Raw genomic sequence first — 12,164 nt, forward strand, 5'->3', positions numbered from 1 at the left:
CCTGCAGCACGATGCCGCTGGCGGTTTCCCCAGCCGCCAGCTGCGCCGGGCTGTAGAGGCGGTCAAACGCCGACAGGTCCAGCAGGTCGGCGCCGGCAACGACATCTTTGTGATCACCCCGGACGCGGCGGCGGTGACGGTGGCGGACTTCACCCCCGGCGCCGACCTGCTGGACCTGTCGGCGTTTGACCGCCTCTACAGCCCGGCGCAGCTGGCGGCTGGGGAAACCGCCAGCGGCATCGTGCTGCAGGCCGGGGACACCCTGATCACCGTGAACAGCGCCGGCGGCACCCCGCTGACGCTGGAAGATGTGTTCGGCCCGGCCCTGCGCTTTGCCGCGCCGGACCGGCAGGACCTGGGGGTGAGCCTGCCGGGCGGCAGCTTCTGGGGCGGCAGCGGCGCCGACCAATTGTCGGGCAGCGGCGGCGCCGACGCGCTTTACGGGCTGGGCGGCAGCGACCGGCTGGCGGGCGGCGCCGGGCGGGACACGCTCAGCGGCGGCACCGGCGATGACCTGCTGGAGGGCCAGGGCGGGCGCGACCGGCTGGAGGGCGGCAGCGGCAGCGACCAGCTGGCAGGCGGCCGCGGCGGCGACTGGCTGCGGGGCCAGGGCGGCCGCGACACCTTGCTGGGCGGCGGCGGCGGCGACTGGCTGGCGGGCGGCGCGGCGGCGGACCAGCTGCGCGGCCAGGGCGGGGCGGACAGGCTGCTGGGCGGCGGCGGCAGCGACCGGCTGTGGGGCGGAGCGGGCGCGGACAGCCTGCTGGGGCAGGGCGGGCGCGACCGGATTTGGGGCGGCACCGATGACGACCTGCTGAATGGCGGCCGCGGCGATGACCTGCTGGCGGGCGGCGCGGGCGCCGATGAGTTTGTCTTTGCCGCCGGCCACGGCCGCGACACCATTGCGGATTTCACCCCGGGCAGCGACCTGATCAATCTGGGCGGCACCGCCGCTGCCGGGTTCCAGGACCTGGAGATCCGCGGCCAGGACGGCGGCACGCTGATCGCCACCGGATCGGGGCAGATTTTCCTGCAGGACCTGCTGCCGGAGCAGCTGGCGGCGGATGACTTCCTGTTCTGAGCCGCAGGCGTCCCGCCATCCGGCAGGCGGGTTCGGCCGGATGTGGTCCCGGACCACATCCCCGCAGGGCACCCGGCTAGTGGACAGGCTCCCGTTAGAGCTTCTCACCGCCCTTGGTGAGCGGCGGGGGCTCCGCAGAACCTCCGCAGCCCTCATCGCGGGCGCGCCGCGAAGGAGAGGTCACGATCAGCCTGGTGCCGGATGTGCGTGACATGCTGTTGGCGGAATCCGCACGTGCCCGGGGGGATCCGTCCGCCTGGAAGGCCAATCTTCTGACCGCGCGGCTGTGTGCTTCGCTGCAGCTATGGCGAAGGACCGTACCCGGATTGCCATCATCGTTCATTTTAGGCCGGGAAATACAAACGCCAGTGAGGCTACAGGCGCGGTGCTGGCGTTGGCCGGATAGGAATTCGGCGGCCGCTGCGACTGCGTTTTCACCGTTCGCGTCATGGGCATCTTCGCTCAGCTCTAAGGTCAAAAGCCTCATTGGTCTCGATTTAATTTTGCATAATCCTCATTACGAGTGGCTTTGCCGGGTTGCTGATGTCAGGCTCATCTTGTTTCGAAGAGGCGTAAGGATTATACTCCTGTAATATACGTATTTTCCGAGAGGTTTCGATGGGACGTGTTAAGGTCAATCTCACGCTGGACGCAGATGTGGCGGAAACGGCCCGGTCGCTGGGTTTGAATATGTCGCGCCTTGCAGAGGCGGCGATTGCCGAGGCCGCCAAGGTTGAACGGAACCGGCGCTGGCGTGAGGAGAACAGTGCGGCGATCAGCGCCTATGCCGATGAGGTTGCGAAAGACGGTTTGCCGCTCGCCCGGTACAGAAGTTTCTGAGGTGCGGCTCCAATGGCGCAGTTCGATCTTTATCGCCTGAACGGCGGGCAACTTGTCGTGGACTTGCAAACCGATCTGATCGGGATCGACGCGTCGCGCATCGTGGCGCCTTTGCGTGAAGCGGGCCGGTACGCGGCCTTCCCGGGGCTGACGCCATCTGTCGAGGCCGAAGCGGCAACGTGGATTGTCCGGGTTCAGGAACTGGCCGCGGTTGCAGGGACGGAGTTGGGTGAGCCCATCGGATCGCTTGAAGAGCACCGTGACGCGCTGAAGCGCGCCCTGGATATCTTGATTGACGGGGTTTGAGCGAGAGGTCTCTCCTTTCTCGCGATCTCTCTCGTCTCCGTCGTTCTCTGTCATGCTGAACATCGAAGATATGCCCCGGATCAAAGGCTTCCGGTTTCCAAGGAGTGTGATTGGTTACGCCGTTTGGGCCAATTATCGGTTCGCTCTGAGCCTGCGCGACGTCGAAGATCTGTTGGCGGAACGCGGTGTCACGGTTTCGTACGAGACGATCCGTGACTAGGTGAACCGGTTCGGGCATCAATTTGCCGCAAAGATCCGCCGGGACCGTTCAGCGCCGGCGGACAAATGGCATCTCGATGAAGTCGTGATCCGGATCAAGGGGCGGAGCCACTGGCTTTGGCGGGCCGCCGACGCCAAGGGCGATGTGCTCGATGTCCTGATCCAATCGCGACGCAACAAGGCCGCAGCCCTCCGTTTTTTGCGGAAACTCATGAAAAGGTGGGGCCAGCCCCGTGTCCTGGTGACGGACAAACTGCGATCCTAGGGTGCAGCCAAGGCACAGACCGCACCCGGAATCGAGCATCGTCAGCACAAGGGCTTGAACAACCGAAGCGAGGCCTCCCACCGGCATACCCGAAGACGCGAGAAGATCATGGGCCGGTTCAAATCCCCGCGCCAGGCGCAGCGGTTCTTATCTGCGCACGATCAGGCCGTGAGTCTGTTCCACCCAAAGCGCCACCGCCTGTCCGCAGAATCTTACCGCCACGCAAGGTCCGACGCGTTTTCGCTGTGGACCGGCTGTTCCGCCGAATTGACCGCTTGACCTTCGCCATCACCGATGAACTCAGCCTGACATCAGCAACCTGACAAAGCCCGTTCCCGTTTTCCTAAACATAACGGCGGACTACTTCAGTGGGGAGGATCACGAGGGAGGATACATTGAACAGTCAGGTTCGGGGGGGGAAAAGAGCGCCTACTTTCTTGGGGGTCGGCCCCCCTAAATGCGCAACAACATGGCTCGATTCTGTCTTGAGAAAGCACCCCGATGTTTTTTTGCCGAAGGATCAAAAAGAAGTCTTCTTTTTTGACAAGTTCTATGACCGAGGCGAGCAATGGTACGAAGATTTGTTCACCGGCACAGAACAGTATCATGCCGCCGGGGAAATCAGTACTTCCTACATCCTCAAGAGCGAAACGTTACAGCGCATTCATAGCTATAACCCCGACTTGAAGATCATCATAATTTTCCGGAATCCGGTTGACCGAATGATCTCAAACTACCGCATGTTTGTCGAAAACGGTCGAACGGTTTTGCCTTTCGAAGAAGCAATCTACGATCAAGAGGTCATTCTTGAGTACAGCCGTTACGCGCAGTTGTTGTCGCAAGTTCTTGAGTACTTCCCGCCAGATCAGGTGCTGGTCGGAATATACGAAGAGATATTTGAATCCCCTGAACATATGAAAGAGTTCTTACAGTCCCTGCTCGGTTTTATGGGTGTCGATTCAACCAATTATGATACGTATATTGAAACAAAACGGGTCCGCACAACACAGGGTGCGCCACGCTCGCTTTGGCTGGTGAAGAAGGCGAAATACGTGCGTAGCCGCTTAAACCGCATGGACATGGAATGGCTAGTGCGCATTCTTAGAAAAGTCGGAATCAAACGCGAACTATTCCTAAAACAAGCCCCTCCTCCGGCAATACCTACCGAGTTCCGTGCAAAACTGTTGGTCGATTTCGAAGCTGATATTCGTGCGGTCGAAACGTTCCTATCCCGACCTGTGCCGAGGTGGAGATAATTTCCAAGGGCTTTGTCAATTCAGAGGTGCCGCTGCCGCCGCAAACCGCAGCCTGCCGCAGCAGCGGCTAGTCCAGCGGCAGGCCGCCGATGCTGATCTTGCGGGCATAGAAGCCTTCCGCCAGATGCTCCGGAGCGTTGCATTCCAGCCCGCGCAGCCGCATCAGCCCCCGGAACGTCAGGTCGTCGAACCAGTGCTTGTCCGCCTGGGACGCAAAACAGGATGTCAAAACCGCGATCTTGCGGTCGGTGTCAGCGGCGGAGGCCGGCACGAAGACATTCGGGGAGCCGAGGCCGCCATCCCACTTGGGGATCTCGTATTCCAGGATGGTGTGATTGCGGAACGTGTTCCACGTCGCCTGCGAAACGGCCCGGTGGTCCTGGTGCAGGTCCTGGCCGTAATGCGTCAGGATCAGGTCCGGATCGAGCGGCTTCAGCGCCTCGAAATAGCTCTTGAGACTGCTCATCTGGGCCGGGAAATGGCCGTCCCGGAATTCCCCGAGGCGGATGTCGGAGCCGCCTGCCCCCTGCAGGAACCGGCGGGCGCTTTCTGCAGCCTCGCCGCCGCGCACCCCCGCGGCCGAACACACCACCCAGACCACCCGGGCGTCCGGGTTCTCGCGCACCAGCCGGAGCAGGGTTGCACCGGCGCCGATCTCGATGTCGTCGCTGTGCGCACCGAGGCAGAGAATGGTCCGGAGACTGCCGAAGCGGAGGCCCTGCATGGCTAGTCCGTTCGCCAGACGCGCCAGGGGGTATCCCCGGCCGCGACCCGGTCGTCGAGCGCCTGCTTTTCCTTGAAGGTGTCCATGCAGGTCCAGAACCCCTGGTGCTGGTGGGCAAAGAGCCGCTGTTCCCGGACCAGGCGGTCGAAGCCTTCGATGACCAGCTCTTCGCCTTCGTGGAGCTTGTCGAAGATCTCCGGGCGCAGCACGAAGTAGCCGCCGTTCATCCACATGCCGGACTCCTTCACGTCCGAAATACGCGAGATCAGCCCCTCGCTGCCGAAGGACACGAGGTGGAACGAATAGGGCGGCTTCACGCAGCAGAACCCGGCCACGGCGCTGGTGCCGGAGAATTCGGATATCATGGCGTTCAGGTCCATGTCCGTCAGCGTGTCGGCGTAATTGGCAAGGAACATCTCCTCGCCTTCGAGATGCTCGCGCACTTTCAGAAGGCGGCCGCCGATATTGGTGCTTTGGCCGGTGTCCACGAAGGTGATGCGCCAGTCGCTGATGTCGTTGCCGAGCACCTGGATCTTGGCGCCGCCCTGCTCGAGAATGAAATCATTGGTCAGGCATTCGTCGTAGTCGAGGAAGAACCGCTTGATCGTCTCGCCCTTGTAGCCGAGGCACAGGATGAATTCCGTGTGGCCGAAAGCAGCGTAGTAGCGCATGATGTGCCACAGGATCGGGCGCCCGCCCACCGGCACAAGCGGCTTCGGGATTTGGTCGGAATAGTCGCGGAGCCGGGTTCCCTGGCCGCCGCAAAACAAGACTACCTTCATCTGCCGTCCTCCGTTTGTGGTCTCCCCGTGCGCAGTCCTCCCGGATCAGGCGCGTTTGGGGAGGCGTGCGTTCAGCGTCTCGACTTCCGGCACGAAGCGGACGATTTCGGCGCCCCAGTCCGCGGTGTAGGAGAGCTGCTGCGAGATCTCGCCGAAAAAGTTCCACGGCAGGACGACAATGACGTCCGGCCGTGTTTCCGCGATCTTTTCAGGCGCGAAGACCGGGATGCGCGAGCCGGGCAGGAACCGGCCCTGCTTGTAGGGGTTGCGATCGACGGTATAGGCGATCAGGTCGGTTTTGATGCCGCAGTAATTCAGGAAGGTGTTGCCCTTCCCGGGGGCGCCATAGGCCGCCACCTGCTTGCCGGCCCGGTTTGCCTCGATGAGGAACGCGAGCGCCGCGCGTTTGGTTTCGCGCACCTGTTCGGCGAAGGCGGCATAGGTTTCGATCCGGCCGAGCCCGGCCGCGGTCTCGCGCTCTTCGAAGGCGCGGAGCCGGGCGGTGGCCGGCCTGCCGCCGTCTTCGCTGCGGCATCCGAAAACCCGCAGGGAGCCGCCGTGCGTCGGCAGCTCCTCGACGTCGAACAGAGTGATCCCGTGGTGGGCAAAGATGCGCTTGGCCGCGGTCAGCGAGAAATAGCAGTAATGCTCATGGTAGACCTGATCGAACTGGTTGCCTTCCATGGTCGCCAGCAGATGCGGGAACTCGATGGTCATCACCGCGCCGGGGCGCATCATGATCTTCAGCCCGGCCACGAAATCGTTCAGGTCCGGCACCTGCGCCATGACATTCTTGCCGAGGATCAGATCGGCGCCGCGCCCCGCGCCGGCCAGCCGCCGTGCGGTCTCCGTCCCGAAGAACGCGACCTCGGTCGGCACCCCCTTTCCGGTGGCGGTCTGCGCGACATTGGCGGCGGGCTCGATGCCGTAGCAGGGCACGCCCATCTCCACGAAATGCTGCAGCAGGTAGCCGTCGTTGCTGCCGACCTCGACCACCTGGCTTTGGGCGCCCAGTCCGAACCGTGCCTGCATGTCGTGGCAGTACTGCCGCGCATGGGCGACCCAGCTGTCGGCAAATGACGAGAAATAGGCATACTCCGAGAAGATGTGCTCGGCCGGGACAAACTCGTCCACCTGGGCCAGGAAGCAGTTGTGGCAGACGAAGGCATGGAGCGGATAGAACGGCTCCATCTTGGCGTAATCCGCGGCTGCGACGTAGCTTTCGCACAGCGGCGACATGCCGAGGTCAACAAGGGAGTGGCGGACCTGTGTTCCGCAAAAACGGCAGGGAAATGAACCAATTGGAGCACTCATAAAATCACCATTCCGTACAAAATCACGCTTCAAAGAGTACAGGCCCCATACCCATCCGCGCAAGCGATTGTTCCACTTCGGACCTGTAGATCGGGTTCATCAGCACCACCGTGTCGGGGGGATCTGCCGCAAGATCTTCGGGCGACACGATCCGCTGCCCGGTGCCCGGCAGGAATTTCCCGCGCTTGAACGGGTTGATGTCGATCACCTGCCGGATCACGCTGCGGTCCTGCAGCATGTTCAGGAACCCGACGGCCTTGGCGCCGCCGCCCCAGATGGCCACTGACCGCCCCTCCTGCTGCCACTGCTGCAGGCGCTCCCGCCAGGTCTCGCGTTTCTGCTGCTGGCCCTGCGCGAAGCTGCGGACCTGCGCCCGCAGCTGTGCGAGGTTTTCCCCGGTGCCGGGGCTGCTGCCGGCGCCGGCCGGGTTGGCGCGGGCCTCGATCGACAGGAACTGCTGCTGGTAAGGCTCGTCGGTCCGCAGCACGTCGAACCCGCTTTCGGTGAAGGCGCGGGCCAGCGAGGCCGGGGCGAAATAGGAGCAATGCTCGTAGATGATGTCCCAGACCGACCCTTGCCGCACGATCAGGTCGATGTTCGGCACCTCGAAGTAGATGGCGGTGCGGGATGGGTCCGGGATCGAGCGGTGGATCATCCTGAGAAAGGCGATCGGATCGGGAATATGCTCGAACACGAAGCGCGAGGTCAGAAGGTCGGCCTGCAGCTTTGCGTGCTCTTCCGAGTAATAGCTGTTGCTCCAGACAACCCGCTCAAAGCCCGGGCCACTGGGCCGCTCGCCTTCGAAGGACGGGTCGAAACCGTAGCCCCGGTTCGCGCCGGCCGCGCAGAGCAGGGCCAGGAAATCGCCCTTGCCGCAGCCGATGTCGACAATGGTCTTGCCCTGGAGCGCATAGGTTTCGGTCAGCCGGGCGACCAGTGTTTCGGTATAGGCCTGGAAGGTGGGCGAGAAATGCAGGGAATTGTCGTAGCGCTGGTCATAGTCGAGGAGGCCCGGGTCGAAGCGGGTGTTCCAGACGAAGCCGCACTCCGGGCAGAAGGCCAGGGAGATGTCCCCCTTCCGGCAGGACCGCGCCGCCCCGGCTTCTTCCCACAGCAGGCCGATGAGCACCGGCTGGCTGCCGAGCTCGAAGAAGATGCTGCCGGTACCGGCGGCACAGACCGGGCAAGGCGGGACGCTGCTCATGCCGGCACCCTTTCGGACGGGCCGTCATTGGCAGTGCAGACCTCGGGGGCGAGGCCGCGCAGCGTCAGGGCGGCGGTAATTTCCTCCCGGTAGACCGGGTTCATGACAATCACCACGTCGGGCGCAAACCCGGGCAGATCATCGGGGCTGACGATCGGCATCGGGCAGCCCGGCATGTAGGCGCCTTGCCGGGCCGGGTTGATGTCGGCCACGCAGACAACGCTCCCGGGCAGCCCGATGGTGGTCAGGAAGCCGACGGCCTTGGACCCGGACCCCCAGAGGGCAATCCGCTTGCCCGCCTGCTGCCAGGCGGTGAAACGCGCCTTCCAGGCGGCGATCCGGCGGGTGGCCTCGGCCGTGAAATGCGCAATCAGCGCCGCCGTGTCCGCGGCGTCGTCCGCCTCCGGCGGCAGCGGGTCCGGGGCGGCCCCGGCCGGGGCCGCGTCGAGCACCAGGTACTGGTCCTGATAGACGCGGCGGACCTGCAGGACATTGAAGCCGGCCAGGGCAAAGGCCCGGGACAGGGAGCCGGCGGTGAAATAGGAGGCGTGCTCGTAATAGATGTCCCAGAACGCGCCCTCCGCTAGGATCCGCCGCAGGTCGGGCACTTCGAAGCCGAGCCGCACCGCGCGGCTCTTGCAGGCGCGGCGCACCAGGCGCAGGAACCCCGAGACATCGCCGACATGCTCGAGCGTGTGCCGGCAGACGATGAAATCCGCGTCGGCCGGAACGTGCTTGCTGGTGAAATACTCCGGGTGGATGCGGATGTTCTCCGCAGGCTCCAGCGCCCGGCCCGGGCGGCAGGCCGGATCGTAGCCTGTCCCCCGCGCGCCTGCGGCGGCACAGATGAGGCGCAGGAAATCGCCGCCCCCGCAGCCGATCTCGAGGATGCGGCGGCCGGCCAGGCCGTAGCGGCCGGCCCAGTCCTGCGCGAGGCGCCCGGCAAAGCCGGCAAAGGTCTGCGAATGGCTCTGCGAGTCCTCGTAGCCGTCGCCGTAGGTGACGAGGCCCGGATCGAATTCCGCATTGAAGGCGAGGCCGCAGGCCGGGCACCAGTGCAGCGCCATATTGCCGGAGGGGAAGGCGCCTGCGGTGTCCGCGTCGGGCAGCAGGACGGTGCTCTGGGCCGGAATGTTTTCCGCCCGGTACAGCGCGGCGGTCCGGTCCGCTTCCCCGCAGGACGGGCAGGCAGTGCCGCGGGTTTCTGCGCCCTTGTTTTTGCCGGCGGTTTCCATCGCTCAGTGCGCCTGCGGCCGGGGGCTGTTCCAGTAGAGGTCCTTGTTCAGGGCTGCCTGCGCAAGATGATCCTTCAGTGTCTTGAGCCGGATGAAGCGGCTGCCTTCGAAATCGGCCATCCTGAGACCGCTCTGGCGGTAGGATTTCAGCAGCTCTTCGATGCCGGCGGGCACGGTCCAGACCGGTTCGAAACCAGGAAGGCCGGTCTCGGCCCGCGAGAAGTCGACGCGGTAGCATCTGGTATCGGGGCCGCCGCCGGGCTCGTAGACGATCCGGCTGTCCGGCACGATCCGCGCCACATGCTCGGCAACATCCCGGACCTGGTAGTTCTCCGATGACCGGCCGATGTTGAAGGCGGTGTCATGAACGGTTCCGGCCGGCGCCTCCAGCGCCGCGAGCACCGCCCGGCAGATGTCCTCGACATGGACCAGGGGGCGCCACGGCGTGCCGTCGCTCTTGATCAGGACTTCGCCGCTCAGATGCGCGTAGCCGACCAGGCTGTTGACCATCAGGTCCGCACGCAGCTTGGGCGAGGCGCCATAGGCCGTTGCATTGCGCAGGTAGACGGGCGAGAAACCGGCGTCCGCGAGCTGCGACAGGGCCGCTTCGCTGCGGACCTTGGATTCGCCGTATGGCGTCACCGGGTTGAATTCCGCCTGTTCGTCCAGCACGTCATCAGGGCTTGCCGCCCCGTAGATCGAGCAGGAGGACGCGAACACGAACCTCGGCACGCCTGCCGCCTTGGCAGCACGCCCCAGAATCACCGTGGCATCGGCGTTGATGTCATAGGTGCAGGCCGGGTTGATATCCCCCATCGGGTCGTTGGACAGGCCCGCGAGATGAACAACCCCGTCCGCGCCGTCGAAATCGGCAGCCGTGACCGAGCGGATATCCTTGCGGATGACCCGGTCCGGGCGCGGCACGTCCGACAGCGCGCATTCTTCGAAGTAGAAGGTATCGAGGCCGGTTACCTGATGCCCGCGTTCCTTGAGAAAACCAACCAGCACGGCCCCGATATAGCCATCGTGGCCTGTAACAAAAACTCTCACGCTAAAAATCCCTAATACCCGTTTCCTTGCCAGACAGTTGCATTCTTTGCCTTTTGGGGCAGCGGGCGCCGGCCCCTCCCGGAAAAGCCGCCTGCCGCCCATGCAGTCCCGCAGCGCATCAGTCTCGTTAAAGGGATCGCGCGGCCAGGAGTGCCTTATAAAACTCTACTTAGCCTTGCCGCATCGCAGGTAAAGAAATTCCCTGGATTTCAGCAATGGCGGCCGCCGGGACCCGGCAGGCCGGTTCCCGGCGCGGTCCAAACCCCTGAAATGATGCGGTTTTGGCGGCGGCGGTGCGAAAATAACGGGGCTTGGCCCTAGATTTCAATCCACTTGGACACCGCCAGCGCCAGCCGCTCGAACATGCCGGAACCGGGGGCTGGCGCTGCGGATTTTCTAAGCCGGATGCCCTGGCTGCGCTCATCGTGCTTGATGATCCGGACATTGCCGGTGAACGCGTGGGAGTTTGAGGTGTCAATCACGTTGCCGCCGCTGATTTCGAAACTGACTGCGGTGCCAAGCCAGTTCCCGATCCGGCGCTCCAAGGCCTGCGGCGCGTCGCAAAAGTCATCGTAGCTGACTTCCAGATACTCCTCTTCCCGCATCTTGCGGGTCAATCTCCTGATTGCGAAGCGGTGATAAAGGACCCAAAGCACATAGAAGGGCGCAGCCAGGGAGGAGTACCATGGATTGCGCCTCTTGGCCCGTTTGAGGCGGGACGCCAGCAGGCCGGGCGCCCGGCGCTTGAGCACAATCACCCGGATATCGAGGTCCGAGTAGAGCCGGAGCGCTTCGAGCCGCCGGAGGTTTTTGGAGGCATCGACAACGGCACGGGCCCCGAAGGCTTGCGACAGGGACCGGATGAAGGTCGCTGTGCGCCCGGCATAATCCCTGAGGTCGCTTTCCCGGAAAACCGCGTGCAGCGGAACCCCGAGGGTGGTCAGCAGGCGCTTGCGGACCGGAAGGTCCCGGCTGTCCAGAAACCGCAGCTGCGATTGGTTTTCAAGCTGCAGCGACGGAGGCGCGGAATCCGGGCCGGCAGCGGTCTGCCGCTTCACCTCGCCCCAGAACGGGCATTCCGCAAGCGTCTTGCGGCAGTAGCACTGCCGGTCGTCGTGCCAGTCGTTTTCGAGAAAGTTGGCCTCCCCGAGATTCAGGAAACCCGGGCTGTTTCCCAGGGCAATGGAAAAAACCGTTGAGCCGGAATAGGGAAAGGACGTGATATAGATCAGTACCGGTCCCGCTTGTTTTTCCATTGTTCCAATTGCCCGCAAATGCCGTTTGGAGAAAGACCGTGAATGCAGAAATGCCGTGCCGGCAGGCACGCGCCGGTATTCTCTTATAAGATTTATGAGGCGGGCATCCTTCGTCAATCCGTTTGTTGAGGCCCCTGCTGCAGCCGGGGGCGGAAGGATTGGGGCCTGCCTCTCCGGCATCCCAGCCTTGCCAATCGGCCCCGCCAGCAGCCATGGGCGAACAGAGCCTGATACGGTTGAATAGAGCCGGATGCGGCCTGGGACTGACCCTTGGTCATCCGCGGAAATACACCAGCCGGACAGGCCGGACCGGCGGTTTCATGCCTGATCAGGGCCTGTGCCGGGTTTGGTGTTGTCCCGGAAACAGCTTTCGAACAGTCATGCCGGCATCGAGCAGGCACATTCAAAGTTTCACCGGGGCAATCGGGTCCGCGGTGCGAAGCTGCGCATGTGAACCCGCTGCGAAAGACGAAGGGATCAGGCAAAGCTCGGTTTCCCTGCCACGACTGAACACTCGCAAAACGGCTCCGAGCGGCCGTCCGCGAAAGGAACACCTATGACTGTTTACTATTCCTCCGACCTGGGCTGGGCAGCCGGTCAGAATGTTACGAGCCGGCTTGCGGACCTGGCCA

At 63.7% G+C, this 12,164-nt stretch carries 11 protein-coding genes and 1 pseudogene; 5 read left to right on the plus strand and 7 right to left on the minus strand.

All coding sequences use genetic code 11. The annotated features are described in order from the left end of the window. The 5 genes and pseudogenes from LHL23_RS23005 to LHL23_RS23025 all read left to right on the plus strand — a co-directional run. Positions 1-1,081 (plus strand): calcium-binding protein (locus LHL23_RS23005; RefSeq protein ID WP_319005231.1); only part of this gene is annotated, 1,081 nt, incomplete at its 5' end. A 618-nt stretch (positions 1,082-1,699) separates the two neighbouring features. Next, positions 1,700-1,921: a type II toxin-antitoxin system CcdA family antitoxin gene (locus LHL23_RS23010; protein ID WP_222482133.1), complete on the plus strand. Its 222-nt coding sequence runs from the start codon at positions 1,700-1,702 to the stop codon at positions 1,919-1,921. Positions 1,922-1,933: 12 nt separating this feature from the next. Beyond that, positions 1,934-2,227, plus strand: coding sequence for a CcdB family protein (locus tag LHL23_RS23015; protein WP_226431694.1), 294 nt, complete (start codon positions 1,934-1,936; stop codon positions 2,225-2,227). Positions 2,228-2,279: 52 nt separating this feature from the next. Then, positions 2,280-2,990 (plus strand): annotated as a pseudogene (locus tag LHL23_RS23020) (IS6 family transposase). Between the two features lie 116 nt (positions 2,991-3,106). Further along, positions 3,107-3,967: a sulfotransferase family protein gene (locus LHL23_RS23025; RefSeq protein WP_226431695.1), complete on the plus strand. Its 861-nt coding sequence runs from the start codon at positions 3,107-3,109 to the stop codon at positions 3,965-3,967. 67 nt (positions 3,968-4,034) lie between these two features. Here LHL23_RS23025 and LHL23_RS23030 read toward each other — a convergent pair whose 3' ends face one another. The 7 genes from LHL23_RS23030 to LHL23_RS23060 form a co-directional block, all read right to left on the minus strand. After that, a complete protein-coding gene (locus LHL23_RS23030) occupies positions 4,035-4,691 on the minus strand; it encodes a PIG-L deacetylase family protein (protein WP_226431696.1) in 657 nt (218 codons plus the stop codon). A 2-nt stretch (positions 4,692-4,693) separates the two neighbouring features. After that, the gene (locus LHL23_RS23035; protein WP_222482137.1) at positions 4,694-5,473 is read right to left on the minus strand and encodes a sugar phosphate nucleotidyltransferase; all 780 of its coding nucleotides are present in this window, start codon (positions 5,471-5,473) and stop codon (positions 4,694-4,696) included. 45 nt (positions 5,474-5,518) lie between these two features. After that, the gene (locus LHL23_RS23040; RefSeq protein ID WP_226431697.1) at positions 5,519-6,787 is read right to left on the minus strand and encodes a class I SAM-dependent methyltransferase; all 1,269 of its coding nucleotides are present in this window, start codon (positions 6,785-6,787) and stop codon (positions 5,519-5,521) included. A 22-nt stretch (positions 6,788-6,809) separates the two neighbouring features. Further along, positions 6,810-7,991, minus strand: a complete 1,182-nt coding sequence (locus LHL23_RS23045; protein WP_226431698.1) for a class I SAM-dependent methyltransferase — start codon at positions 7,989-7,991, stop codon at positions 6,810-6,812. Next, entirely contained in the window at positions 7,988-9,226 is a 1,239-nt protein-coding gene (locus tag LHL23_RS23050; RefSeq protein ID WP_226431699.1) for a class I SAM-dependent methyltransferase, read from the minus strand. Before LHL23_RS23050 ends, LHL23_RS23045 begins: the two co-directional genes overlap by 4 nt. Before the next feature lie 3 nt (positions 9,227-9,229). Beyond that, positions 9,230-10,276: an NAD-dependent epimerase/dehydratase family protein gene (locus LHL23_RS23055; RefSeq protein WP_226431700.1), complete on the minus strand. Its 1,047-nt coding sequence runs from the start codon at positions 10,274-10,276 to the stop codon at positions 9,230-9,232. A 317-nt stretch (positions 10,277-10,593) separates the two neighbouring features. Further along, positions 10,594-11,532: a sulfotransferase gene (locus LHL23_RS23060; protein WP_226431701.1), complete on the minus strand. Its 939-nt coding sequence runs from the start codon at positions 11,530-11,532 to the stop codon at positions 10,594-10,596. Positions 11,533-12,164 lie beyond the last annotated feature (632 nt).

Origin of the sequence: Leisingera sp. McT4-56, from assembly GCF_020514995.1 — a bacterium.
Classification (GTDB): Bacteria; Pseudomonadota; Alphaproteobacteria; order Rhodobacterales; family Rhodobacteraceae; genus Leisingera; species Leisingera aquaemixtae_A.